We start from the raw sequence: 24,117 nt of genomic DNA, 5'->3' as shown, positions 1-24,117 counted from the left end.
CGTCGATCCCGACGCCCAGGCGCTCCGGGACCGCTGGCCGAACTACCCGGTCAGCGCCGGTCGAGCACCAACCCGCGAGCCGCCGCGTACTGCTCGCGGACGGCGGGGACGGGCTCGGCCGTGTACTCCTCGGTGCCCTCGACCGCCCAGACCGGCGGCGTCGGACCGCCCAGGGCGACCCAGGCGGCCTGCCGGGCGGCGCCGTCGGCGACGTACTCCCCGGCCGGCGGCACGACGACCGGGCAGCCGAAGACCTGCGGGGCGATCTGGCGCACCGCGGCCGACCGGGCTCCGCCGCCGACCAGGATGACCCGGCGGACGGTGGCCCCCTGCGCGGTCAGCGCGTCCAGGCCGTCGGCGAGCGCGCAGAGCATGCCCTCCACGGCGGCCCGCGCCAGGTGCGCGGGGGTCGACGTGCGCAGGGTCAGCCCGTGCACCGCGCCGGTGGCGAGTGGGCGGTTCGGCGTCCGCTCGCCCTCCAGGTACGGAACCATGACCAGCCCGTCCGCGCCGGCTGGCGCGGAGAGCGCCAACTCGGCCAGCTCGTCCAGGCTGACGCCGAGCATCGCGGCGGCGGCGTCCAGCACCCGGGCCGCGTTGAGCGTGGCGACCAGCGGCAGGAAGCGACCGGACGCGTCGGCGAAGCCGGCGACGGCACCGCTCTCGTCGGCGGCCGGCACGTCGGCGACGCTGAACACGGTGCCGGAGGTGCCGATCGAGACGACCACGTCACCCGGCCCGGCGCCGACACCGAGCGCGGCGGCGGCGTTGTCCCCGGTGCCCGCACCGAGCAGCGCGCCGCCCGGCTCACCCAGTACGTCGGACAGCTTTCCCGCCGAATCCGCCGGACCGAGCACCTCGGGCAGCACCAACCGCCGGCCGAAGCCCCGCTCCAGCAGGTCCAGCCGGTATTGCCCGGTGGCCGGCGACCAGTAGCTGGTGCCGCTGGCATCACCCCGGTCGGTACGCAGCGCGTCCAGCCCCGGTGCGCCGGCCAGCCGCCAGGTCAGCCAGTCGTGCGGCAGGCAGACGGCCGCCACCTGGGCTGCCCGCTCCGGCTCGTGCGTGGCCAGCCAGCGCAGCTTGGTGAGGGTGAAGCTGGCCACCGGAACGCTACCGGTGGCCTCGGCCCAGAACCGACGCCCCGCCGCGCCGCCGCCGGCCTCCTCGACGAGGTCGGCGGCGGCGTCGGCGGATCGGGTGTCGTTCCACAACAGTGCCGGGCGGACCACCCGGCCGTCCTCGTCGAGACACACCATGCCGTGCTGCTGGCCGGCGACGGAGATCGCCGCCACGTCGGCCAACCCGCCGGCCTGGTCGACGGCGCTACGCAGCGCCTGCCACCAGGCTTCCGGGTCGACCTCGGTGCCGTCCGGGTGCGGTGCGCGGCCCTGCCGAAGCAGGGCCCCGGTCTCCGCGTCCCGGATGACCACCTTGCAGGACTGGGTGGACGAGTCGACGCCTGCGACCAACGGCATGGCGGGGCCTCAGCGAGCGCCGAGCAGGTGCTCGACGGCGAGTTGGTTGAGCCGGACGAAGGCGAAGCCCCGCTCGGCCACCGCGTCGACGTCGACGTCCTCGAACGCGGACCGGTCGGCCAGGAACTCCTCGTAGCCCTCGCCGTCGTTGAGCGTCGGCGTGTTCAGGTCGCCGACCTTGCTGGCGGCGAGCGCCTCGACCACCTCGGGGTCGGCGCGGAACGCCGCGGCCCGCTCCTTGAGCAGCAGGTAGGTGCTCATGTTGGCCGCCGCCGAGGCCCAGACACCGTCCATGTCCTCGGTGCGGGAGGGCTTGTAGTCGAAGTGCCGGGGGCCGTCGTAGGCCGGGCCGCCGTTCGGGCCGCCGTTCTCCAGGAGGTCCACCAGGGCGAACGCGTTCATCAGGTCACCGTGGCCGAAGACCAGGTCCTGGTCGTACTTGATGCCGCGCTGGCCGTTGAGGTCCAGGTGGAACAGCTTGCCCTGCCAGAGCGCCTGGGCGATGCCGTGGGCGTAGTTGAGCCCGGCCATTTGCTCGTGGCCGACCTCCGGGTTGAGGCCGACCAGCTCCGGGTGGGCCAGTTGGGAGATGAAGCCGAGCGCGTGCCCGATGGTCGGCAGCAGGATGTCGCCGCGCGGCTCGTTGGGCTTGGGCTCCAGGGCGAACCGCAGGTTGTAGCCCTTGTCGATGCTGTACTGGGTGAGCAGGTCCACGGCCTCGCGGTAGCGGTCCAGGGCGGCGCGGACGTCCTTGGCGAGGTCGTACTCGGAGCCCTCGCGGCCGCCCCACATCACGAACGTGCTGGCGCCCAGCTCGGCGGCCAGGTCGACCTGGCGCAGCACCTTGCGCAGCGCGAAGCGGCGGACGTCGCGGTCGTTGCTGGTGAAGCCGCCGTCCTTGAAGATCGGGTGGGTGAAGAGGTTGGTGGTGACCATGGGCACCACGAGGCCGGTCTCGTCGAGAGCCTTGCGGAACCGGGCGATGTGCTGGTCCCGGGTGGCGGCGTCGACGCCGAACGGGATCAGGTCGTCGTCGTGGAAGGTGATGCCGTACGCGCCCAGCTCGGCGAGCCGGTGCACCGCCTCGACCGCGTCGAGCTCGGGGCGGGTGGCGTCACCGAACGGGTCGCGGGCTTGCCAGCCCACGGTCCAGAGCCCGAAGGAGAACTTGTCGGCGGGGGTGGGACGGGGTGCCATGAGCGACCTCCGGGGTGGTGTTGTCCGCTATTTGTTCAGCGATTGAATTATTTGCTCACCCTATGGCACTGTCAAGGGGTGAGCCTCACCCACGCCCCGGCCGGCGCGGTCCGTCAGGGCAGTCTGCGCGAGCTTAACCTCGCCCTGGTCCTGGGCCGGATCGCCGCCGCCGACCGACCTCCGTCCCGGGCCGATCTGGCGACCGCGACCGGCCTGACCCGAGCAACCGTGTCCGCGGTGGTCGAGGACCTGCTCGCCGGCCGGTTGGTCAGCGAGTCCGACCCGGCGCCCCGCGCCGGCGCCGGCCGCCCGGCCCGCGGGCTGGTCCTGGCCGACCAGGGGCCGGCGGGGCTCGGCCTGGAGGTCAACGTCGACTACCTGGCGGTCTGCGTGGTGGACCTCGCCGGACAGGTCCGGCACCGCATCGTGCACCGGGCCGACCTACGCCCGGTGGCACCGGCGGACGCCCTCGCCCGGCTGGTCGAGATAGCCGGGGATGCCCGCGACGAAGCCGCCCGCGAGGGCCTCACCCTGGTCGGGGCCGCACTCGCGGTGCCCGGCCTGGTGGACGACGCCGGGCTGGTCCGGCTCGCGCCGAACCTCGGTTGGCGCGACGTGCCCGTGCCCGCGCTGCTCGCCGAGCACCCTCCGCTCGTCGAGCAGGTGCCCGGCGTCCCGGCGCTGGTGGTGGACAACGAGGCCAACCTCGCCGCACTCGGCGAACTGCACTCCCGGCCACCCGGCCCGTCCAGCTTCCTGCACATCTCCGGAGAGGTGGGCATCGGCGCCGGCATCGTGCTGGACGGCGCACTGTTCCGTGGCGTGCGCGGCTGGAGCGGCGAGATCGGGCATCTCCCGGTACACCCCGAGGGCCGTCCGTGCCGCTGTGGCGGGCAGGGCTGCCTGGAGCAGTACGCCGGCCAGGAGGCGATCGTGACCGCCGCCGGGCTGGCCCGGGCGGAACTCCCCGCGGACACCGCGACGGCGCGGCTGGCCGAGTTGGCCGAGGCCGGTGACCCGGACGCGCTGCGGGCGCTGCACGACGCCGGGACGGCGCTCGGTGTCGCGGTGGCCGGTGTCGTCAACCTGCTCGACCTGGACACCGTGGTGCTCGGTGGCGGGTACGCGGCGCTGGCACCCTGGCTGTGCCCGCCGGTGCTCGCCGAGATCGCCAGTCGGGTGCTCACCGCGGCCTGGTCGCCGGTCACGGTCCGGCCGTCGAGGCTCGGCGCGGAGGCCGCCGCGGTCGGCGCCGCCGGCTCGGTGGCCCGCCGGATCGTCGCCCAACCCGCCGGCTGGCTGGCCCGCTCCGGCTGATCGCCACCCTGCGTGCCGCCGCGCGTCGGCTCCGCGCCCTGCGCTCAGGGTGCGCGTCAGCGCCGCGCCCTGGCGCGCGTCGGGTCCGCGCCCTGCGCTCTGGGCACGTGTCCGAGGGGGTCGGTAGCCTTGCCCCGCAGGCAGCGATCCGCGGCGAGGAGGCGAGAAGCAGCATGCGCACAGGTCGTCAGACGTGCGGTGGCGTCCGACGGTGACCGCGACCCGGCACCCCAGCGGCACCGCGCAGCCGGCCGACGCGAGACTGGCCCGCGAGCTGCTCGACGGGCTCACCGAGGCCGTGCTGACGACCGACGAGACCGGTCGGGTCACCATGGCCAACGCCACGGCGGCGGCGCTGCTCCCGGAGATCACCGTCGGCAGCGACCTGGCCAGTTGCCCGGTGACGGCCCTGGCGCGAGCGGTCGCCGCCAACGCCGCGGCCTTCGACACCGAACACCACGGCCGGCGACTGCACGGCACCCGGCGACAGCTCACCGGCTCCCGGTTCGCGTGGTATGTCCGGGACGTCACCGAGGAGCACGCCCAGGCTGATGCCCTGCGCGCCGAGCGTTCCCGCACCGCGTTCCTCGCCCACGCCGGCAGCCGGCTCGGGCTCTCCGTGCACCGCGACCAGGTGCTCCTGGCCACCATCACCCTCGCGGTGCCCTACCTGGCCGACGTCGCCGTGGCACTGCACCGACCGGCCGTCACGGCCGAGCCGCCCACCCGGTGGATCCGGTACGCCGACGGCGAGCCGGCCCCGGTCACCGGGCTGGCCGGGGCGACGCTGACCGCCAGCGTGCCCGGTCTCGCCGAGGCACTGGCCGGCGAGCCCGCCGAGCCGGGGCGCTGGCTGGACGCCGAGCCCGCCGACCTGGCCCCCCTGCTGCCGCCCGATTTCGGCGCCCCGGGCACCGTGCTGGTCAGCCCACTGCTGAGCGCGGACGGGTCGGCCGGTGCCCTGCTGCTCGTCCGCCGTGCCGGGCGGGCCGGCTTCGACAGGCGCGAGATCGAGCTGGCCCGTGAGTTCGCCGCCCGGGCCGGCGCCGCACTGGGCACCGCCGACCTCCACGGTGAGCAGGCCCACCTGGCCCAGGTGCTACAGGCCAGTCTGCTGCCACCCGAGCTGCCCACCGTGCCCGGTGTGACCATGGCCGGCGGATACCGGGCCGCCGGGGACAGCCTGCGCATCGGCGGCGACTTCTACGAGGTGTTCCCACACCCCCACGGGGCCCTGTTCGCGCTCGGCGACGTGTGCGGCAAGGGGGTGGGCGCGGCCGTCCTGACCGGCCGGGTCCGCCAGTCGTTGCGGACGCTGCGGCTCGTCGAGCGGCGTCCACTGGAGCTGATCAACCTGCTCAACGGGGCGTTGTTCGACGCACCGGAGGCGACGCGGCGCAGCCAGTTGACCACCCTGCTGCTCGGCTCGATCGACCGCGGGCCCGCCGGGCTGGACGTCCGGCTCGCCGGCGGGGGTCACCCGGCGCCGCTGCTGGTCACCGCCGACGGCACTGTCACTCCGGTCCCGGTCGGCGGCATGCCGGTCGGCGCGCTGACCGTCGCACGATTCACCGAGACCCGGGTGCACCTCGATCCGGGCGACCTGCTGCTCGCGTACACCGATGGGGTGACCGCGGCCCGCGGCCCGCGCGGGCTGGCGACGTTCGGTGCGGCCCGGCTGCACGCCGCGGTCGCCTCGGCGGCCGGGCGGTCGTCGGCGGCGCTCGTCGACCGGGTGCTGCGGGCGGTCGACGACTGGCTGGCCGGGGAGGCCCACGACGACATCGCGATGCTGGCCCTGGGTGCGCCGGCGTGATCGCCGGCCCGCACCGAGGGCGGCGTGCCGGCCCCGGCCAACGGGATCCGGGCGGCCTGCCGGCCCCCGCCAACGGGATCAGGCCGCTGGCGCGCGGGGGGCTGCGTGCCGCCCGGGCGGTGGGGATCAGGCGGTACGCGCCACCGGCGGTTCGCCGGTCGGCCACTCCCGGGTGGTGCGGACGGACCGTTCCGGGTCGCCCGACGAATCCGCCCAGGCCGCACGGGTCTGCCGTTGGCTGTCGCGCGACCAGTCCCCCGACCGCCCACCGGGCCGGTCCGGGTCGTCCGGCCAGCCCTCCGGCCTTGTCGGGTCGTCCGCCGCCGGTGTGCTCCGCGCCTGCTGCCGGCGAGCGACCTCGTCGAACTCCCGCATGCCGCCCAGCAGCGCGTCGCGGCCTTCCGGGCTCATCTCGGCCAACACGACAGCCAGCTGCGCCCGACGGTCGGCCCGTAGCTCGGCGAGGAGCCGGCGACCCTCCGGGGTGAGGTGCAGCGAGATCTCCCGCCGGTCGAAGCGGCCCGGCTCGCGCTCCAGCATGCCGGCGGCGACCAACCGGTCGCAGAGGCGGCTGGCGGAGCTGAGCAGCATGTCGAGCCGGGTGGCCAGCCGCCGCAGGTTGATCCCGTCGTGCCGCTCCACCACCATCACCGCTCGTAGCTGGGCACCGGACACCCGGTGAGCGGTGCCCTCGCGGGCGGATTCCCAGATGCCCAGCAGGGCAGCGGCCGCCTCGTCCAGCGCGGCAGCCATACTCGTCTCGGGGTCCGTCGGACCGTGAAGTTCGGCCATGGTGGCCCGAGACTACTCCGAACCCACTGGTGGTCGAGCTTTCAGCGAGGGAGCGACGATGAGCGAACCGGTCAATCAGGCACGCCGTGCCCTGAACCAGGCACCTGCCGACCGGCTCGTGGGCGGTATCGGGGAGGTGCTCGCCCGGTCGTACGGGATTACCGACGTCGAGCTGTACCAGGTCGACTACAAGCTCTCGGAGCTGCTGCCGCTCACCGAGGGTGACTCGATCACCAGCCCCGGGCACCCCGCCTGGCGTGCTTTCGATCACCAGTCGCCGCTCCTGACCGACGGCACCGCCTGGTTCCCGGTGAGCATGCGGGGCGAGCGTCGGGGGGTGCTGTGCCTGGCACCCGTCCCGGACGATCGGGAGGTCGTCGCCGAGCTGGCCGACATCGCCGCCGCGCTCGCCCACGAGGTGGCGGCGGTCTCCGCCGGCACCGACGTCTACCGGGCGGCGCGGCGCGCCCAGCGCCTCACCCTGGCCGCCGAGATGCAGTGGGACCTGCTCCCCGGCCGCAGCCGGATCCGTCCCGCGTTCAGCCTGGCCGGGCAGTTGGAGCCGGCGTACGCGGTACGCGGCGACAGCTTCGACTGGTCCGACGACGGGCAACGGCTCTGGTTGTCCACCATCAACGGCACCGGGGAGGGTGTGGCCGCCTCCCTGCTCACCTCGTTGGCCACCCACGCGTTGCGCAACGCGCGTCGGGCCGGGCTGAGCCTGGCCGACCAGGCCGCCCTCGCCGACCAGGCCCTCTTCGACCTGTACCGGGGTGAGCAGCACCTCTCCGCGTTGCTGATGGAGCTGGACCTGCGGTCCGGGGTGATGACAGTGGTCGACGCCGGGTCACCCCGGCTCGTCCTGCTGCGCGACGGGGAGGTCACCGAGCAACCCCTGGACGCGCAGTTCCCCCTCGGCATGTTCGAGGAGACCGACTACCACGAGCAGACGTTCCCGATGGAACGCGGCGACCGGGTCTTCGTCGTCAGCGACGGGGTGGTGGAGGCCACCGGGCAGCACGTGCGCTACGGGGAGACGGCACTGGACCGGTTCCTGCGGCGGACCGGGCCGATGGCGCCACTGGACGCCGTCCGGTCGCTGATCGGTGATCTGCGCGCGTTCGTGGCCGGTGACCTGGTCGACGACGCGGTGGTCGTCTGCCTCGACTGGAACGGCCCGCAAGCCTGACCGGCGGTCGTCAGTACGCTCCGCGGCCGTTCAGGACCGCACCGAAGGTCTTCCAGAGGATGGTGAGGTCGGCGGCGAGGGACCAGTTCTCCACGTAGTAGAGATCGAGCCGGATGCCGTCCTCCCAGCTCAGGTCGGACCGGCCGCTGACCTGCCACAGCCCGGTCATGCCGGGCTTGACCAGCAGCCGCCGGGCCACGTCGCCGTCGTAGCGGGCCACCTCGGAGGGCAGCGGCGGACGGGGGCCGACCATGCTCATCTGACCCAACAACACGTTGACCAATTGCGGCAGCTCGTCAAGTGACCACTTGCGCAGCAGCCGGCCGACGCGGGTGACCCGGGGGTCGTGGCGCATCTTGAACATCAGGCCGTCGGTCTCGTTGCGCGCGGTCAGCTCGGCGAGCAGCGCGTCGGCGTTCACCACCATGGTGCGGAACTTGAACACGCCGAACTCCTGCCCGCCCCGGCCGACCCGGACCTGGCGGAAGAGCACCGGGCCGCGACTGTCCAGTTTGATGGCCAGGGCGATGAACGCGATCAGCGGCAACAGCAGCGCCAGCGCCAGCGACGAGGCCGACCGGTCGACGAGCCCCTTCACCAGCTTGCGCGCACCCCGGAACTCCGGTGCCTCGACGTGGATCAGCGGCAGGCCGGCGACCGGGCGGGTGTGGATGCGTGGGCCGGCGACGTCGGTCAGCGCGGGCGCCACGACCAGGTCGACGCCGGTCCCCTCCAACTGCCAGCCGAGGCGCCGCAGCCGGGTCGCGGTCAGCTCGCCGGAGGCGGTCACCGCGACCGTGTCCGCCCCGATGGCGGTGGCGGCCTCCGGGATACCACGGAACGAGCCCACCACCGGCACGTCGCCCAGTCGCTGCGCCACCGGCGCGAGCAGCGCGTCCGGGATGCACGCGCCAACCACCTGGTAGCCGGCGTACGGTTCGCGGCGCAGCGTGTGCACCAACTCCAACACGTGGGCGGTGTCACCGACCACCAGCACCCTGCGGGACCAGCCGGCACCCATCGAACGGGCCCGGTGCAGGCGCTTGCGGGCGCCGAACCGCGCCACCTCCAGCCCGACGGTGCCCACCGCGAAGGAGATGCCCAGGAAACCCCGCGAGACGCCGAGGTCGGTGATGTAGCCGATGATGGCCATCGCGCCGGCCAGGCGCAGGCTCGCGGAGCTGACCCGCCGGTACTCGTCGGCCCCGTAGCCGATCACCCGGTCGTCGTAGCAGCCGAGGGCCTTGAGCGAGATCAGCCACGCCAGCACCAACCCGGGAGCGACGAGCACGTACGGGACCTCGGACCCGGTCGGCTGGTCGTCGCCGAAGCGGGCGACGTATCCGATGAGCAGCGCGATGATGAGAACGGTGGTGTCCAATACCACCATGACCCGAACGTAGGACCGCTCGTCGGCGCGCGCCACGAGCCCGGCCCGGGGGCCGTTCGGCTCCGCCGACGTGGCGGGGGTCAACAGTGTCGCCGCGGTCACCGGCCCTCCCACTCTGCTCAGGGTGGCCCCGGCCAACAGGTCGGACCGGAGGCGGGCCGACCGTGCCGGAACTGTCGACATCCTGCCCTGATAACTATGACTGCCGATTGCTTCGGACGTATTGCCGTCACTTTTCCTCAACCTGGAAGCCAAAAAGAGGCCTGCCCAACGAATACCCGGCGGGCAGGCCCCTGACTCCTTCGCGGCGGCTCAGCGCGGCGCTGGTGGGCGCCGCGCGATGGCGCTGAGGAAGATGCTGCCGATCTCGCTCGGGTCCTTGGTGACGAAGACATCGCCCCCGGTCACCTTCGTGATCGACTCAAGCTCGGCCTTGCTGACGCCCTCGCCGATGCCGATCATGATGACCTGGACCGGCCGCTCCGGGTCGGCGATCTGCTTGAGCTTGGCGAGCAACTGCTGCTGGTTGAGGCCGTTGTCATCCTCGTTCTTGCCGTCGGTGAACAGCACGATCGAGTTGACCCGACCGGGCTGCCAGTTTTCCTGCACCGCCTGGTAGGCGGCAAGCATGGTGTCGTAGAGGCCGGTGTCGCCGCTGGACGGCTTCACGGTGGCGAGCGCCCCCTCCAGCTGGGCCCGCTGGCTGGAGAGCGGCCCGATGGGGACCAGCTGGCGGTAGTCCCGGTTGCCGACCAGCCTGGTGGAGAAGGTCCACAGCCCGATCGACCAGGAGTCGTCGAAGAGGCCCAGGCCGCGGCGTGCCGCGTCCACGGTGACCTCCTCCCGGCTCCGGTTGTTGGCCGACGGCACCGGGTCCTTCATCGAGCCGGAGACGTCGATCACGGCCAGCATCCGGCCGGACTGGGTGGCGATCGACCAGCTGGACACGACCCGCTGGATCGCGGCCGGGTCCAACCCACCCGCGGCGGTGCCGCCGTTCGCCGGCGCGGTCGGCGCGCCGCCGGCCGGGCTCGGGGCACCCTGCGGTGCCTGGAAGCCGGCACCCCAGTTGCCGTCCGGCGCGCGCAGCGACTGCGCCGCGAGCCGGTCCCGGAAATTGGGGCTGGTGAGCAGCTCGAACAGCACCCGGGCCGCCGAGGCCTTACTCGGCTCGATGCCGGGCAGCACCGCGTACGGGTAGTCCAGCGGCATCGGGGCCGGCTCCATGTAGAGCGCGGCGAGCGGCACCGGCGGCTTCTTGCTGTTGTAGGCGATCACGTCCTCTTCGGACAGCGCCGCCGCGCCGAGGCCGCTGGCGATGGAGGTCGCGTCGTTGGCGGTCGGGAAGCGGGCCAACAGGTCGTTGCGGAGCGAGGAACGCCCGGTGGCCAGCGCGCGAAGCGCGCCGACGGTGTTGCGCTGGGCGTCCCCGCCCGCGCCGTTGGCGGCGGCGGTCAGCGAGAGCAGACCGGACAGGCCGGCGGCGTCGCGGGTCGGCTCGACGATCCCGGTACGCAGCGGCGCGTTGGTGTTGTTGAGCTGCTTGAGCAGGTCGGTCCAGTTGAACTTCTTGTCCGGCCAGCCCAGTCGGGTGGCGATCGGCTCGGGCATCGCGACGACGATGGGGCTGCGCGCGATGGACGCGCCGTTGGTCGGAGCGAACGCGGTCGCGTCCTTCTTCAACCGCAGCAGCCAGGTCGAGGAGTCCGGCACCCACACGTCCGGGCTGACGGCCGTGCCGCTGGCCTGCCCCACACCGGCGAGGACCGCGCCGTGCTTCGCCGCCACCACGGCCGCCACGTCGACCGGGTCGGATGCGGAGACATCGACCCGGATGCAGGTCGGACCCACCGCGGCGCCGTCCTTGACCCACTGGGACGCGGCGGCGTCCACCGCGGGCGCCAACTCGGAGGCGACAGCCACCGCGAGTCGGATCTCCCCCGAGCAGTTGGACTGGACCAACTCCCGGTAGCCGAACCACACGCCGGTGGTGACGACGAGCACCGTCGCCATCGTGGCGGCGGCTGCTAGGTGGAGTTTCGAACGCATGCGATGGCGGCCTGCTGACACGGTGACCATCTTGCGTACAAGGTGCCGTCTCTGCCACATCCGTTCGGACTAAAGTTACGGAGGAGAAACAGTTGACCACCATTTAGCAACACAGCGTGACAAGCCAGCCCCGAGGTGTTGCCAAACCCTCACGGCAGCACACAGGTCGGGCTCGGCACCAGCACCGGCTCTCCGGCCGCCGCCGGAACGCCGGTCTCGATGTCGCGCCGGAAGATCCGCACCATGTCCGCCCGTTCGTCGGCGACGTAGAGGTGCTCCCCGATCAGCGCGAAGTGCCGGGGCCACTCACCGCCGGTGTCCACCTCGGCCACCAACTCGGGCAACTCCCCGGCCAGGGTGAAGGCGGCCAGCGTCCCCACCCCCCGGTTGGCGACGTAGAGGAACCGGCCGTCCGGGCTGACCGCGACCTCCGACGGCTGGACATGACCGGACCGCTCGCTCGCCTCGACCCGACCCCGCTGGTGCAGCGCGCCGTCGTCGGTCAGCTCGTACGCGGTGACCGAGGCGTCCAGCTCACCGACGAGATACAAGCGTCGTCCGTCCGGGTGACGGGCCAGGTGCCGGGGCCCGGTGCCGGGCGTCGTACGGACGCGTGGCGCGCGGGGCACCAGCCGCCCGGTCGCGGCGTCCAGGTCGTACCGGTAGACCGAGTCGGTGCCGAGGTCCACCGCGAGCAGCGGCCCCCGGCCCGCCACCGGGGAGACCATGTGGGCGTGTGCGTGGTCCTGCCGTTCCGAATCGGGACCGTGCCCCTCGTGCACCACCAGGTCGCTGCGCTCGCCGGGCACGCCCCGCGGGTCGAGTGGGAAGACCGCGACGCTGCCGCTGCCGTAGTTGGCCGCCACGAGGTGACCGCCGTCGGGCGACACCGCCAGATGGCACGGCTCGGCCCCACCTGTCGACCGGCTGCCCAGCGGGTCCAGCCCGCCGTCCGGCCCGACCCGCCAGGCGCTGATCTCCCCGTCCGTCAACTCGTTGACCGCGTAGAGCACCGGCTGGGTGGGGTGCCGCGTCAGGAAGGAGGGGGACGGGGTGACCGCCACCGTGCCGAGCGGGGTCAGCGCCCCGGTCGTCGGGTCGCGGTGTGCGGCGACGATGCCGCTGCCCCGCCCACCACTCTGCGCGGTGTAGCCCCCGATGTGGACGACCTCACCCTGACCACTCACGTCCCACTCCTCCGCCGGCGTCCTCCGCTGATCCAACCAGAGGCTGCCCGCATTGCCCGCCGGTTAACCGGCTTTGCCGACCGGACTTCAGGCCGCCGGCACCGGCTCCCCGCGCTGCCGGGCGACGTGTTCGACCAGGGAGATCAACACCATCTTTCCGGACTGCCGGTCCCGGGCGTCGCAGAGCACCATCGGCACGTCCGGGTCCAGGTCGAGTGCTCGGCGTACGGTCTCCAGGTTGAAACGACGGGAGTCGTCGAAGCAGTTCACCCCCACCACGAACGGGATGCCACGCTGCTCGAAGTAGTCGATGGACGGGAAACAGTCGGCCAGTCGACGGGTGTCGGCGAGCACCACCGCGCCCAGTGCGCCGAACGCCAACTCGTCCCAGAGGAACCAGAACCGGTCCTGGCCCGGGGTGCCGAACAGGTAGACCTGCAGGTCGTCGTTGATGGTGATCCGGCCGAAGTCCATCGCCACGGTGGTGGTCGACTTGCCCTCCACCCCGGAGGTGTCGTCGGTGCCGACCCCGGCGCCGGTCAACACCTCCTCGGTCTGCAACGGACGCACCTCGCTCAGGGCACTGACCAGCGTCGTCTTGCCAGCCCCGAAGCCACCCGCGATGAGGATCTTCAGCGCCAGCGGGATGCTGGTGCTGGTGCCCACCTGGTCATAGCGCACGGAGTCCACTGACCACCGCCTTGAGGATGTCGTCATCGGGAAGAATTCCGGCGGCCGGCGGCTCGTGCACCGCGACCAGGCCCGCACCCAGGAGATCACCGAGGAGCACCCGGACCACACCGACCGCGAGGTCCAGTTCGGCTGCCAACTCGGCCACCGACACCGGCCGGAGGGCCAACGCGATCAGCCGTCGATGCTCCGGGAGCAGGTGCGGATGCTCCGCCGCGTCGACGTCCGATCCCGCCAGCACGAACGCGACGAGGTCGAACCCGTCGACGGCGGAGCGTACCCGCCCTTTGGTGAGCGTGTACGGGCGCACTACCGGGCCGGCCTCGCCGTCCAGCCACTCGTGCTGCGGCCCGGGCGGCTCAGCCCGCATCACCGGCACCCACCGACGATCGGGGCGGCGCGGCGAGGCTCTCCCCCACCCGGATGACAAGCATCGCCATCTCGTACGCGACCAACCCGATGTCCGCGTCGGCGTCGCTCACCACCGCCAGGCAGGCCCCCTGCCCAGCGGCGGTGACGAAGAGGTACGCCGACTCCATCTCCACCACGGTCTGCCGGACCGGCCCGCCGTCCACGTGCCGGCTGGCACCCCGCGCCAGGCTGGAGAAGCCGGAGGCGAGCGCACAGAGGTGCTCCGCGTCGGAGCGTTCCAACTCGGCCGAACAGCCGAGCAGCAGACCGTCAGCGGACAGCACCACCGCCTCCCGGGCGGCCGGCACCCGTTGCACCAGTTCGTCGAGCAACCAGTCCAGGCCGGCGCTCTGCTTCGTCGATTGCCGCACTAGGCGTCCCTCTCAGTCGCGGTCGGGGGTTCGGGGGTCGTCGCGGGGCCGGCAGGGGCGCCCGACGCAGCCCGGTCGTCCGGCACCGCGGGCGCCGCCGGAGCGGGCGGGGTGGTGACGGTGGCGCGGCCACGCGCCGTGCCGGCCTGTAGGGCCGCCATCACCCGGCGCACCTCCTCGGGAGACCGGGGCGCCGGGGTGTCGGTGACCGTCGACCGGGGCTGGGCGACCGGGGTACGACGTCGTACCCGGCGGGGCAGGCCGTCCAGCTCCTCGTCCACTGTCGATCCCGCGTCGACCGCCACGCCGCCCGGGGTGGGTGCTGCGGCGGGCGGAGCGGTGCCGGCGCGGGCGGCCGTGGGTGGGCGGGTGCGGGGCATGGCGCCCCGGCGAGCCGTCCGGGCCAGCCGCCGGGCCGGGTCGGCCGACGCGGCGACAAGCGTGGCGGGGTCGGGGCCGGCCGGTGGCTCGGCGGTGATCAGGTCGGCGGGGACCAGCACCACCGCGGTCACCCCGCCCTTCTCGGAGGGGCGCAACTCGACCCGTACGCCGTGTCGGGCCGCCAGCCGGGCCACGACGAACAGGCCGAGTCGGGCGCTCTGCGCCGGGTCGAACTCGGGCGAGCTGGCCAGCCGGGTGTTGGCGGCCTCCAGGGCTGCGGCGGACATGCCCAACCCCTGGTCGGTGACCTCCAGGGCGTACCCGTTGGCCACCTGCTCCCCGGTGATGGTGACCCGCGTGTCCGGCGGGGAGAAGGCGGTGGCGTTCTCGACCAGCTCGGCGAGCAGGTGGATGACGTCGCCGACCGCCCGGCCCAACACGCCGGCGGGCTGCGTGGCGGTGATGTCCACCCGGTCGTACGCCTCGACCTCGGAGATCGCGCCGCGGACCAGGTCGACGATCGCGACCGGGTTCCGCCAACCGCGGCCGGGCGCGGAGCCGGCAAGGATGACCAGGTCCTCGGCGTGCCGGCGCAGTCGGGTCGCCAGGTGGTCGACCTGGAACAGCTCGGCCAGTTCGTCCGGGTCCTCGGCGCGGCGTTCCATCCGGTCCAGCAGGTGCAGTTGGCGGTGCACCAGGCTCTGGCTCCGGCGGGCGATGTTGAGGAAGACCTCGTTGAGCCCACGACGCAGGGTGACCTCGTCCACGGCGGACTGGACGGCGGTGCGCTGCACCTCGGTGAAGGCGCGCCCGACATCGCCGATCTCGTCATGGCCGTACTCCAGTGGCGGCGCCTCCCGGGCGACGTCCACCTGCTCTCCTCGACGCAGCCTGGTCACCACGTCCGGGAGGCGGTGCTCGGCCAGCTCGAGCGCGGCGGTGCGGACGCCGCTGAGCCGCTGGACCAGTGTGCGGCCGAGCCGCAGCGCCACCAGCACCGAGACCACCACGGCGACGAGCCCGAGCACCCCGGCGGCGGCGAGCCGCACCAGGATGCGTACCGCCATCGGCACCGAGCGGTCGGTGAGGCCGTCGGCCTCGGCCAGCTCGAAATCGCGCAGCTGCTGCTGCACCGTGTCATGGCTGGCCTGCCAGGCCGCCGCGTCGATCGGCGGCCGACCGGACCGGTTGGCCAGGAGCAGCGTGTCCTGCATCGTGCGCAGCCGGGTGAACGCCTCGCTCTCGGTCAACCGTTGGTACGCGACCCGCCCGGCCTCGGGGAGGTCGGCCACGGCGCTCTCGGTGAGCCACCGTTGGTTGCCGATGGCCTGCACGAGTTGGGTGTGCTCCCCCTCGGCGAACCGTCCGGCGGCCAGCGCGCCGGTCAGCAGCGCGTCGCTCTGGCCGAGCAGCTCCCGGGAGCGGCCCAACGCGGTGAGCGCCAGTGCCTGCCGGTTGAGGTCCGGGTCGTTGAGGGTCGCCATCGCGGAGAACGCCTGGAAGGCCGCGGTGACCATGCCGCTGTACAGGCCGATCGCGCCACTGCGGTCCAGACTGCGGTCGTCGATGAACTGCCGGCCGGCCGGCAGCGCCGCCAGGGCGGTGGCCAGGTGGTCGATCCGGGCTTCCAGCGGGTCGTTCGCGGCGTCGCGCAGGGCTTCCCCGTCGACCCGGCGGCGCAGTTCGGCGACGGCCCGGTCGGTGCGGGCCCGTTGCTCGGCCAGGACGGGCAGCCGGGTGGTGCCCGCGAGTTGCACCACCGAGAGTCGGCGCTCCCGTTGCAGCTCGGTGACCACGACCTCGCCGGGGCGACCCAGGTCGTACAGCAGGGTGCGGGCCGAGAGCAGGTCCAGGGCGGGCCCGAAGGTCAGCGTGGTCGCGAAGATCCACAGCGCCAGGAGCGCGGTCACCGGCGCGACGACCAGCGCGGTCAGCTTGGAGCGGATCGGCCAGTCGCGGGTTCTCATCAGACCTCGCCCGTACAGGGGTGGCAGGAGGGGTGCCGGCACCGCCGGGCAACGCGTCGGCCGGCTGTGTGCCCGGCGGAACTCCGGGCACCGGCGCGGGCGCCTTGGGCAGGATACGTAATCGGGGGCGGTTGCACTACCGCCCGTCGCGCCGACATCGACGCTCCGAGATGTGCCTCACAGGGCGCCGACGGATCCGCTCATGATCGACCTGGGCCGACGCGTTTTCTGGACTGGGTCAGGTCTGCGCCGGTTGGCGGAACCGCGGCCCTTTTCCCGCTCCCGCCCGCAAGCCATCCAGGAAAGTACCCCGGATCGGGATTGGCGATCAGTGCGCGGAGGGAATACCAGGTGACGAAGGAGGAGCCATGTCGCCCACGCAGGTAATCGTCATCGTGCTCGTCGTGCTCGTGATCGTCGCGGTGCTGGCGGTGGCCGCCCGGTCGCTCAGCCGCCGTCGCGCGCTGCGCGACCGGTTCGGGCCGGAGTACGACCGGGTGGTGGAGGAGCAGGACAGCCGGTCCGCCGCCGAGCGCGAACTGCGCGACCGGGAACGCCGGCACGCCGAGCTCACGCTCACCCCGCTCAGCCCGGAGTCCCGGGCCCGCTACAGCGCCGCCTGGGAGGAACTCCAGGTGCGCTTCATCGACTCGCCCGGCGAAACGGTTGGCGACGCGGACGAACTGGTCACCCGGCTCATCGAGGAGCAGGGCTACCCGACCGGCGACTTCTCCGACCAGATCGCCCATCTCTCCGTCGAGCACGCTCGCACGCTCACCAACTACCGCGACGCGCACGACATCCACCTGCGCAACTCCCGGGGCGAGGCGAGCACCGAGGAGTTGCGGCAGGCGGTCGTGCACTACCGGGCACTCTTCGCCGACCTGCTCGGCGAGGAGCCGGTTGGCCGCCGTACGCCCGAACAGCGCCACCACCCGGACCACGACTCCACGAGCCGCTGAGGAGGCCACCGATGCGCCAGGAAGAACAGCAGGTGAGCAACGACCACCCCGAGGCCGTCCGGTCCGCACCCGTCCCGGTGCCTCCCACCGGCGACCGGGCCGGCCGCTCGGACGTCCCGGAGGACGCCCTGGACGACCGGGGCACCTTCGACGACCGGACCGCCCCGAACGAGCGGGACGCCTCCGACGAGCCGGCCGGCTCGAACGAGTGGACCGCCCCCAACGAGCGGGCCGGCGACACCGCACGCGTCGACGACGCCGACCGGGATGCCGCGTACGACCCGGTCGACGACGAGCGTGCCGACGACACCGACCCGCGCCACCGGCGGGACGACCGGTCCGCCGACGAGGGCGGTTTCCACGAGCCGGGGCCACTGCCGACGGCGTTCGGCGCCACCACCGTCGCCGACGCGGTGGCGGCCTCGGCGCTGGCCAGCCCACACCCGCAGGATCAGCCGGACGCCCGGGCCGAGCGGACGGCCCAGCCGGGCGACGGTGCCGAGGACGGCGAGCGCGAGGGTCTGCGCGCCGACCCCACGGCCGACCTGCACCGCAGGGATGCCGCCCCGGGCACCGATCCGGACGCCGTGACCGCCGGCGCGGCCGGTTACGGCAGCGCGACACCGGAGATGGTCGACCCGGACGCGGACGGCGAGCCGGTCGACAGCGAGAGCGACGGCACGCTGGGCGCCGCCGGGACGTCGCGGCCCGCCGGGTCGACAGTCGCGGCCGAACCGGCCACCCTCCTGGACAGCGACACCGCGCAGGGCTTCCGGGACCGCTGGCGGGACGTGCAGCTGCGTTTCGTCGACGATCCGCACGCGGCGGCCGGCGAGGCGCAGTCGCTGGTGGAGGAGGCCATCCAGGCCCTCTCCTCGGCGCTGGCCGCGCAGAAGAACACGCTGGGCGGGTGGCAGGACGCCGGCTCGGCCGACACCGAGCAACTGCGGATGGCGGTGCGCAACTACCGGGACTTCCTGGACCGCGTACTGGGTCGCTGAGCGACGCACCAGGGGCGCCCCGGCCGGTCGGCCGGGGCGCCCCTCGCGCTGCGGGGCCGGCCCGATTCACCCGAAACCAACTCAACAGACGTCGAGGCGTGAAACCGTCCGCACAGGGGTAATACGGCGCGCGCGGCAAGCAGCGCGGACCGCGGGACGAGGGGTGACGGGATGGACGGCGACGGTCTTCGGCTCAACATGAACGGCCTGGACTACCTGATCCTGGCGCTGTACTTCGTCACCGTCCTCGGCGTCGGCATCGCCGCCCGCCGGGCGATCCGGACCAGCGTCGACTTCTTCCTCTCCGGCCGGTCCCTGCCGGCCTGGGTGACCGGGCTCGCCTTCGTCTCGGCGAACCTGGGCGCGTTGGAGATCATCGGGATGGCCGCGAACGGCGCCCAGTACGGCGTCATGACGGTCCACTACTACTGGATCGGCGCGGTGCCGGCGATGGTCTTCCTGGGCATCGTGATGATGCCCTTCTACTACGGCTCCAAGGTCCGCAGCGTGCCCGAGTACCTGCGGCTGCGGTTCAACCGTCCCACCCACCTGCTCAACGCGCTCAGCTTCGCCGTCGCCCAGGTGCTGATCGCCGGGGTCAACCTCTACGCGCTGGCCCTGGTGATGCAGGCACTGCTCGGCTGGCCGCTCTGGACCGCGATCGTGGTGGGCGCGGCGATCGTGCTGGCGTACATCACCATCGGTGGTCTGACCGGCGCGATCTACAACGAGGTGCTCCAGTTCTTCGTCATCCTGGCCGGTCTCATCCCGGTCACCGTGATCGGCCTGGTCAAGGTCGGCGGGGTGAACGGCCTTATGGACGCGGTACGCGACTCCAAGCTCGGCGAGGCGGGCCTGCACGCCTGGCAGGACACCGGCAGCACGGCCAACCCGCTGGGCGCGCAGTGGATCGGCATCGTCTTCGGCCTCGGCTTCGTGCTGTCCTTCGGCTACTGGACGACGAACTTCGCCGAGGTGCAGCGGGCGCTGTCGGCGAAGAACATGAGCGCCGCCCGGCGTACGCCGATCATCGCCGCGTACCCGAAGCTGTTGATCCCCCTGGTCACGATCATCCCCGGCCTGGTGGCCCTGGTGACGGTGAAGGGCCTGGGCGCGGAGAGCGGCGACCTGCAGTACAACAACGCGATCCCGCTGCTGATGCGCGACCTGCTCCCCAACGGCGTGCTCGGGGTGGCCGTCACCGGCCTGCTCGCCTCGTTCATGGCCGGCATGGCGGCCAACGTGAGTGGCTTCAACACCGTCTTCACCTACGACATCTGGCAGGCGTACATCCGCCGCGACCGGCCGGACGACTACTACGTGCGCGTCGGTCGGTGGGCGACGGTCGCCGCCGTGGTGATCGGCATCGGCACGGCGTTCATCGCGGCCGGGTTCAGCAACATCATGAACTACATCCAGGCGCTCTTCTCCGTCTTCAACGCGCCGCTGTTCGCCACCTTCATCATCGGCATGTTCTGGAAGCGGATGAGCGCGCTCGCCGGCTTCTGGTCGCTGCTGCTGGGCACCCTGGTGTCGCTGAGCCTCTACCTGCTCTACAAGGGTGGCGTGATCGACTTCAACTCCGACCTGGAGGAGAGCTTCTGGGGCGCCGGTCTGGCGTTCGTCACGGCGGTGGTGGTCGCCGCGATCATCACCCCGCTCACCGCACCCAAGCGCGACGAGGAACTGCGCGGGCTGGTCTACGGCATGGGCGGCGTCGACCTGAAGGGCGACGTGCTCGCCGGGGACGCCGTCTGGTACCGCTCCCCCGTGCTGCTCGGCGTGATCGCGGTGGCGCTCGCCGCCCTCTTCTACATCCCGGTCTTCTAGGAAAGGAGTCGGCAGATGAGCAACGACGGCCAGCCGGCGCAGGATCCGCTTATCGACGAGACGCAGGCGGAGCAGCGCCGCTCCGCCGCCGCCCGGTTGTTCGACGTCCGCCGGGTGATCGGTGGCCTCTTCGTGGCGTACGGGATCATCGTGACCTTGATCGGCATCTTCGACAGTGCGGCCGAGATCGACAAGGCCCAGGGTGTCCGGATCAACCTGTGGGCCGGGTTGGTGATGCTCGTCTTCGGCCTGCTCATGCTGTTCTGGCAGTGGCGGCGCCCGGCGGAGCCGCCGGCCCCCAACGAGCAGCAACCCGGCGCCTGACGCCGGACCTGGTCGGCAGGAGCATGAGCCCGCCCCGAGGGGGTACGCGACGGGGATCAGGCACCGTGTCGGACACAGGAGGCACCACCATGACCGATCGCGATCGCCAACCGCCGTTGGAGGACAGCCCGGAGGTGGCCGCGGCGGTGGACGATGACACCACCGTCCCGCAGTTTCGTGGCGGGGGCGGCCCCGACCACGACAACCCCGGCTTCGCCGAGCCCCGCGACCGGCCGGACGACCTCGCGCCGGACACCGACGAGCTGATCGGCGACCCCTACGCCGCCGGCTCGGGGGCCACCGGGACGGGCACCGGCGCCGGCGGCGACAACATCCGTACCGGGGCGGAGCAGCCCTGGGAGCCGGAGGACCTGGTGATGGCCCGCGGCCAGGACCTCACCCCGGAGAATCTGGACAAGGCCCGCCGTGACCTGGCCGAGCAGGGTCGGGCGGCAATCGAGCGCACGGTGCCCTGAGCGGGCACAAAGGGGGGGGGTCCCCGACCCGACCTGTGACGGTCGGGCCGGGGACCCGGGGGACCTGCCGCCGGCAGTGCCTCACCAACTGCCGGTGGCGGGTGGTTATTGACGCGTTCCGGTCAGAGCGCCGGGTACGCGTTGCGCATGAGCTCCTGGAACTGGGCGGAGAACCACGCACCGGAGATCGGCGCGTCGCCCAGGGCCCCGGACGGGTTGTTGCCGTTGCGGGCGTTACCGGGGTACGTCGGGTCACACATCCGGTCGAAGCCCTTGCCCTCGTTGTTCGGGATCTCCTTGCTGGAGCCGTCCGACTCACCCGGCGGCTTCACCCAGACGTACGCGTCGATGCCCGGCTCCGGGTTGACCCGCGGCCGCTCGCCGAGACCGGCACCGGCCTGGTTGCACCAGTTGCCGAGGTGCGCCCGGCGGTCGATGCGACCACCGTTGACGTAGGTGTCCACGCTGGTCATCGCGCCCGGCCCGGTGGGCCGCGCGGAGCCGCCCCAACCGTTGCGGGAGGTGTCGATCAGCATGCCGATGTTCGAGTTGAAGCCCAACGAGACCAGCTTGGTCCGGAAGGCCTGGGCGAAGGACAGCTCGTCGACGTAGAAGTTCCAGTCGACCCACTTGGCCTGCCGCACCGTCTGACCGTTCACGTTGTCGGTGACCTTGAAGTACGGCTCCCGCAGCGCCGAGTAGTTCGACGTGTTGGTGATGAAACCGTGCACGTTGTTGACAGTGCTGCCGGAGGCGACAGCGGCGGTCTTCAGGATCTCGGCGGTCGGGCCGAAGTTGCTGTCCCAGCCGAGCCAGCCGTGGTGGCCGGCGTCGATGTAGTTGTAGACGTTGCCGAGGGAGCCCAGCTTGGCCAGCGCGTAGCCGACACCGTTCACGTACGCGCCGTTGGCCTTGACCGTGTCACACATGACCGTGCCGCCGGGCTGACCCGAGGTGTTGGTCACGATGTTCGGCAGCGAGTCGATCTCGATGACGTTGATGATCCGCAGGTTCCGGTACTTCGCGTCGCCCTGGATCGCGGCGATCGGGTCGATGTACTGGGCCTTGTACTTGGGCAGCTCGTCCGGGCCCAGCTCGCCGTTGGAGGAGAGCGCGGAGCAGTCCCGGCCGGGCAGGTTGTAGATCACGAACTGGATGTAGCCCGCGCCCTGGCGCAGCGCCTCGTCCAGGTGGTCACGCACGCCGAACGCGCCGTTCGAGCTGCTGTCCGGGGTGCCGTTGATCGCGGCGATCCGGTCCAGCCAGATGGCGGTGGGGTTGTTGGAGATCCGGCTTCCGCCCGGCTCGGCGTCCGCCTTGGCCTTCCACTCCGGGTTCACGTAACCCGGCACCCCGACGTACGGGTTGTCCACCTTCTGTCCGGGCGGCGGGCTCGTCGGCGGCGCGGAGGTCGGCGGCGCCGAGGTGGGCGGCGCGGACGTCGGCGGCACGTCAGTCGGCGGCACGGAGGTCGGCGGCGCGGAGGTCGGGGTCACACCGCCGTTGCAGACCACGCCGTTGAGGGTGAACGAGGTCGGCTTCGGGTTGCTGCCGCTCCAGGCGCCGTTGAAGCCGAGGGTCGTCGACGCGCCGGCGGCGAGGGTGCCGTTGTAGGACATGCTCCGGGCGGTCACCTGGCTGCCGGACTGATTGAACGTGGCCGACCAACCCTGCTGCACCCGCTGGCTGGAGTTGGGGAAGGTCCAACCCAGCGTCCAGCCGTTGACCGGGTCGCCGAGGTTCTTGATGGTGATGCTCGCGGTGAAACCGCCGGACCAGTCGTTCGTCGTGTAGCCGATCTCGCACTGCGTCGCGGCCTGCGCCGCCGTAACCGGAATCGTTACCAACCCACCGGCGACCAGGGCACCCGCGCCGGCGAGCGCGAGGGCCCGGCGTGGGCCGGACAGCCTTCTCCACACATTCATGCCACTGATCTCCTTGGGCGAGACCGGGCCCGCGTACGGCCCGGCGAGACGGCCCGGTGGGCGTCCTGCACGGACGGCCGCCGGCGCCAACGGGATTCTTTCGGGGACGCCCGACCCGGACGGGCGATGGTGGTGGTGGTGCACGACCGACACGGCGGCCGGTCGAACGGCGGCGGGATGTCGCCCCGGTTGACCGGGTGCCCTCGACTGCCTGCCTGCGCGGTGTGGCTCCCCGAACCGCGTGCGCCGATTCTTACATGGGAGCGCTTCCATGGCAATGGCTCGATGCGTGGCGGCGAGGTCAGCGCGCGGTTCGGTTTCGGACGATACCCCCGAGTTCGCCCGAGCGGCACGTAGGAGGCCGGCCCCGGCGCTACCGGATGGCCGAGCCGGGCGGGCACGACGGGCGAGGAACGCCGTCCCGCACCCGCGGAAGCCCGGGGTGCCCGAGAAGACGCGCATCGCATTGAAAGCCGCGTAGCAGCCCTTCGCCTCTCACTCCGACCAAAGGTCAAAACGCGAATCTTTCACTTCATAAGTCATGAAACGGTCTAACGTCGGTCTTAGCTCGGTTGTCGCCGAGCTCAGGACAACAGGGATGGAGTGACGCAGGTCATGGCTAAGAAGATGCTCGGGAAGGTCGTTGCGGGCGCCGCGCTCGGCGGCGCATCGCTCCTGGTGTTCGCACCGGGGATCGCCTACGCCAACGGCCACGACGACGGCAAGGACCACGACGGCAAGGTCTATGCCAAGCCGCACGTCGTCAAGGCCGGCGAAGAGGTCAAGCTCCTCGAGATCTGCCCGGATCGGCAGGAGCACGCGTTCGTGTGGTCCAAGGTCACCGGCAAGGTCAAGCTCGACCCGGCGAAGGAAGACCGGGGCGAGGACCGCGAGTGGGGCGAGGAGGAGGACTCCTACGACCACGAAGACGGCAAGGACGAGCACGGCAAGGACGACGAAGGCAAGGACGACGAGGGCAAGGACGAGCACGGCAAGGACGACAAGGGCAAGGACCACGAGGGCAAGGACGAAAACGGCAAGGACGACAAGGGCAAGGACGAGCACGGCAAGGACGACAAGGGCAAGGACCACGAGGGCAAGGACGACAAGGGCAAGGACGAGCACGGCAAGGACGAAGAGGACAAGGACAAGTCGCAGCCCGGCGGCCAGGGTGGCGGCGCCGCCGCCGACGCCTACGAGGACGAGGGCGGCAAGGACTGGAAGGGCGAGGAGCACGGCCAGGACGCGGATGACAGCCGCGACGAGAAGGACTCGGGCTCCAAGGACGAAGACAAGAAGGACTGGGAGTCCAAGGACGAGCACGGCTCGGACGAGGGCCGCGACGAGCACGGCTCCGACAAGAG

Annotated in this window: 18 protein-coding genes and 2 pseudogenes; 9 read left to right on the top strand and 11 right to left on the bottom strand. The window is 72.2% G+C overall.

All coding sequences use genetic code 11. The annotated features are described in order from the left end of the window. Positions 1 to 50: 50 nt before the first annotated feature. Both xylB and xylA read right to left on the bottom strand, forming a co-directional pair. The gene (gene xylB / locus AB0B57_RS09160; RefSeq protein WP_357066999.1) at positions 51 to 1,478 is read right to left on the bottom strand and encodes a xylulokinase; all 1,428 of its coding nucleotides are present in this window, start codon (positions 1,476 to 1,478) and stop codon (positions 51 to 53) included. Positions 1,479 to 1,487: 9 nt separating this feature from the next. After that, positions 1,488 to 2,675 (bottom strand): xylose isomerase, encoded by a 1,188-nt coding sequence (xylA, locus tag AB0B57_RS09155; RefSeq protein ID WP_357066997.1) that lies wholly within the window; start codon positions 2,673 to 2,675, stop codon positions 1,488 to 1,490. Between the two features lie 78 nt (positions 2,676 to 2,753). On the opposite strand from xylA, the gene AB0B57_RS09150 reads away from it, so the two are divergent. After that, positions 2,754 to 3,992 carry an ROK family transcriptional regulator gene (locus AB0B57_RS09150; protein WP_357066995.1) on the top strand — a complete coding sequence of 413 codons (1,239 nt, stop codon included), beginning with the start codon at positions 2,754 to 2,756 and terminating at the stop codon, positions 3,990 to 3,992. Between the two features lie 211 nt (positions 3,993 to 4,203). Continuing rightward, the gene (locus tag AB0B57_RS09145) at positions 4,204 to 5,808 is read left to right on the top strand and encodes a GAF domain-containing SpoIIE family protein phosphatase (protein ID WP_357066993.1); all 1,605 of its coding nucleotides are present in this window, start codon (positions 4,204 to 4,206) and stop codon (positions 5,806 to 5,808) included. A 126-nt stretch (positions 5,809 to 5,934) separates the two neighbouring features. On the opposite strand, the gene AB0B57_RS09140 is transcribed toward AB0B57_RS09145, so the two are convergent. Further along, the gene (locus AB0B57_RS09140) at positions 5,935 to 6,600 is read right to left on the bottom strand and encodes a MarR family transcriptional regulator (protein WP_357066991.1); all 666 of its coding nucleotides are present in this window, start codon (positions 6,598 to 6,600) and stop codon (positions 5,935 to 5,937) included. Positions 6,601 to 6,658: 58 nt separating this feature from the next. Here AB0B57_RS09140 and AB0B57_RS09135 point away from each other — a divergent pair, with 58 nt between their 5' ends. Then, positions 6,659 to 7,789 (top strand): PP2C family protein-serine/threonine phosphatase, encoded by a 1,131-nt coding sequence (locus AB0B57_RS09135; protein ID WP_357066989.1) that lies wholly within the window; start codon positions 6,659 to 6,661, stop codon positions 7,787 to 7,789. Positions 7,790 to 7,799: 10 nt separating this feature from the next. Here AB0B57_RS09135 and AB0B57_RS09130 read toward each other — a convergent pair whose 3' ends face one another. The 7 genes from AB0B57_RS09130 to AB0B57_RS09100 all read right to left on the bottom strand — a co-directional run bounded on the left by AB0B57_RS09130 (position 7,800) and on the right by AB0B57_RS09100 (position 16,235). Continuing rightward, positions 7,800 to 9,281, bottom strand: coding sequence for a sugar transferase (locus AB0B57_RS09130; RefSeq protein ID WP_357066987.1), 1,482 nt, complete (start codon positions 9,279 to 9,281; stop codon positions 7,800 to 7,802). 210 nt (positions 9,282 to 9,491) lie between these two features. Next, the gene (locus AB0B57_RS09125) at positions 9,492 to 11,249 is read right to left on the bottom strand and encodes a substrate-binding domain-containing protein (RefSeq protein ID WP_357066985.1); all 1,758 of its coding nucleotides are present in this window, start codon (positions 11,247 to 11,249) and stop codon (positions 9,492 to 9,494) included. A gap of 128 nt (positions 11,250 to 11,377) precedes the next feature. Then, entirely contained in the window at positions 11,378 to 12,415 is a 1,038-nt protein-coding gene (locus AB0B57_RS09120; protein WP_357066983.1) for a lactonase family protein, read from the bottom strand. Positions 12,416 to 12,502: 87 nt separating this feature from the next. Beyond that, complete coding sequence (locus AB0B57_RS09115; RefSeq protein WP_357066981.1) at positions 12,503 to 13,105, bottom strand: ATP/GTP-binding protein; 603 nt, start codon at positions 13,103 to 13,105, stop codon at positions 12,503 to 12,505. Then, positions 13,086 to 13,475 carry a DUF742 domain-containing protein gene (locus tag AB0B57_RS09110; protein ID WP_357066979.1) on the bottom strand — a complete coding sequence of 130 codons (390 nt, stop codon included), beginning with the start codon at positions 13,473 to 13,475 and terminating at the stop codon, positions 13,086 to 13,088. The genes AB0B57_RS09115 and AB0B57_RS09110 overlap by 20 nt, the downstream gene beginning before the upstream one ends. Then, positions 13,465 to 13,887 carry a roadblock/LC7 domain-containing protein gene (locus AB0B57_RS09105; RefSeq protein ID WP_357066977.1) on the bottom strand — a complete coding sequence of 141 codons (423 nt, stop codon included), beginning with the start codon at positions 13,885 to 13,887 and terminating at the stop codon, positions 13,465 to 13,467. The genes AB0B57_RS09110 and AB0B57_RS09105 overlap by 11 nt, the downstream gene beginning before the upstream one ends. Then, positions 13,887 to 16,235, bottom strand: coding sequence for a nitrate- and nitrite sensing domain-containing protein (locus tag AB0B57_RS09100; protein ID WP_357066975.1), 2,349 nt, complete (start codon positions 16,233 to 16,235; stop codon positions 13,887 to 13,889). Before AB0B57_RS09100 ends, AB0B57_RS09105 begins: the two co-directional genes overlap by 1 nt. Positions 16,236 to 16,603: 368 nt before the next feature. Here AB0B57_RS09100 and AB0B57_RS09095 point away from each other — a divergent pair, with 368 nt between their 5' ends. The 5 genes and pseudogenes from AB0B57_RS09095 to AB0B57_RS09075 all read left to right on the top strand — a co-directional run bounded on the left by AB0B57_RS09095 (position 16,604) and on the right by AB0B57_RS09075 (position 20,828). After that, positions 16,604 to 17,197, top strand: coding sequence for a hypothetical protein (locus tag AB0B57_RS09095; protein WP_357066973.1), 594 nt, complete (start codon positions 16,604 to 16,606; stop codon positions 17,195 to 17,197). A 356-nt stretch (positions 17,198 to 17,553) separates the two neighbouring features. Further along, positions 17,554 to 17,742, top strand: a pseudogene (locus tag AB0B57_RS09090) (hypothetical protein); the annotation flags it as partial. Between the two features lie 627 nt (positions 17,743 to 18,369). Beyond that, a complete protein-coding gene (locus AB0B57_RS09085) occupies positions 18,370 to 20,028 on the top strand; it encodes a sodium:solute symporter family protein (RefSeq protein WP_357066971.1) in 1,659 nt (552 codons plus the stop codon). Positions 20,029 to 20,043: 15 nt separating this feature from the next. Beyond that, a complete protein-coding gene (locus AB0B57_RS09080; protein ID WP_357066969.1) occupies positions 20,044 to 20,352 on the top strand; it encodes a hypothetical protein in 309 nt (102 codons plus the stop codon). Positions 20,353 to 20,441: 89 nt separating this feature from the next. Next, positions 20,442 to 20,828 (top strand): hypothetical protein, encoded by a 387-nt coding sequence (locus tag AB0B57_RS09075; RefSeq protein WP_357066967.1) that lies wholly within the window; start codon positions 20,442 to 20,444, stop codon positions 20,826 to 20,828. Between the two features lie 122 nt (positions 20,829 to 20,950). Here the strand turns inward: AB0B57_RS09075 and AB0B57_RS09070 are convergent, their stop codons facing one another. After that, a complete protein-coding gene (locus tag AB0B57_RS09070) occupies positions 20,951 to 22,753 on the bottom strand; it encodes a glycoside hydrolase family 6 protein (RefSeq protein ID WP_357066965.1) in 1,803 nt (600 codons plus the stop codon). A gap of 615 nt (positions 22,754 to 23,368) precedes the next feature. Here AB0B57_RS09070 and AB0B57_RS09065 point away from each other — a divergent pair. Beyond that, positions 23,369 to 24,117, top strand: a pseudogene (locus tag AB0B57_RS09065) (hypothetical protein); the annotation flags it as partial.

This window comes from Micromonospora sp. NPDC049101 (assembly GCF_040648675.1).
Classification (GTDB): Bacteria; Actinomycetota; Actinomycetes; order Mycobacteriales; family Micromonosporaceae; genus Micromonospora.
The sequence above is the reverse complement of the archived record's forward strand: the minus strand, read 5'-3'. Positions and strand labels throughout refer to the sequence as shown.

Coding starts and splice junctions, on each gene's coding strand:
- xylB (WP_357066999.1), bottom strand. CDS start 1,478: ATGCCGTTGGTCGCAGGCGTCGACTCGTCCACCCAGTCCTGCAAGGTG.
- xylA (WP_357066997.1), bottom strand. CDS start 2,675: ATGGCACCCCGTCCCACCCCCGCCGACAAGTTCTCCTTCGGGCTCTGG.
- AB0B57_RS09140 (WP_357066991.1), bottom strand. CDS start 6,600: ATGGCCGAACTTCACGGTCCGACGGACCCCGAGACGAGTATGGCTGCC.
- AB0B57_RS09135 (WP_357066989.1), top strand. CDS start 6,659: ATGAGCGAACCGGTCAATCAGGCACGCCGTGCCCTGAACCAGGCACCT.
- AB0B57_RS09110 (WP_357066979.1), bottom strand. CDS start 13,475: ATGCGGGCTGAGCCGCCCGGGCCGCAGCACGAGTGGCTGGACGGCGAG.
- AB0B57_RS09100 (WP_357066975.1), bottom strand. CDS start 16,235: ATGAGAACCCGCGACTGGCCGATCCGCTCCAAGCTGACCGCGCTGGTC.
- AB0B57_RS09095 (WP_357066973.1), top strand. CDS start 16,604: ATGTCGCCCACGCAGGTAATCGTCATCGTGCTCGTCGTGCTCGTGATC.
- AB0B57_RS09085 (WP_357066971.1), top strand. CDS start 18,370: ATGGACGGCGACGGTCTTCGGCTCAACATGAACGGCCTGGACTACCTG.
- AB0B57_RS09080 (WP_357066969.1), top strand. CDS start 20,044: ATGAGCAACGACGGCCAGCCGGCGCAGGATCCGCTTATCGACGAGACG.
- AB0B57_RS09075 (WP_357066967.1), top strand. CDS start 20,442: ATGACCGATCGCGATCGCCAACCGCCGTTGGAGGACAGCCCGGAGGTG.
- AB0B57_RS09070 (WP_357066965.1), bottom strand. CDS start 22,753: ATGAATGTGTGGAGAAGGCTGTCCGGCCCACGCCGGGCCCTCGCGCTC.